A 244-nucleotide genomic window follows, 5' to 3' on the forward strand; every position below is an offset into this window, starting at 1 on the left:
TCATGCTGTTTGCCTTGTGTGTCGTATATGTACTTCGTGATCGTGCCGCCGCTTTCATTATAGGTTGCTTCGCTCGATTGACGCCATGCGTCCTCACTGCCTATCATGTTGGTCCACTCAGCACGTATTCTGCCGCGCTCATCATACGTGATGCGTCGATTCAATCCTTTCTCGTCATTGATCTGCATTTGAATAGTGCGTTTTTCAGCATCGATGGAGTACCCTATGCGAGCCGAGCTCAGGG

1 protein-coding gene is annotated in these 244 nt (G+C 50.0%); it reads right to left on the reverse strand.

The features are described 5' to 3' along the window. A partial coding sequence (locus tag SB786_RS37335) for a hypothetical protein (protein ID WP_410731727.1) occupies positions 1-188 on the reverse strand: 188 nt, incomplete at its 3' end. Positions 189-244 lie beyond the last annotated feature (56 nt).

It is taken from the genome of Burkholderia sp. SIMBA_062 (assembly GCF_046534765.1).
Taxonomy (GTDB): domain Bacteria; phylum Pseudomonadota; class Gammaproteobacteria; order Burkholderiales; family Burkholderiaceae; genus Burkholderia; species Burkholderia ambifaria.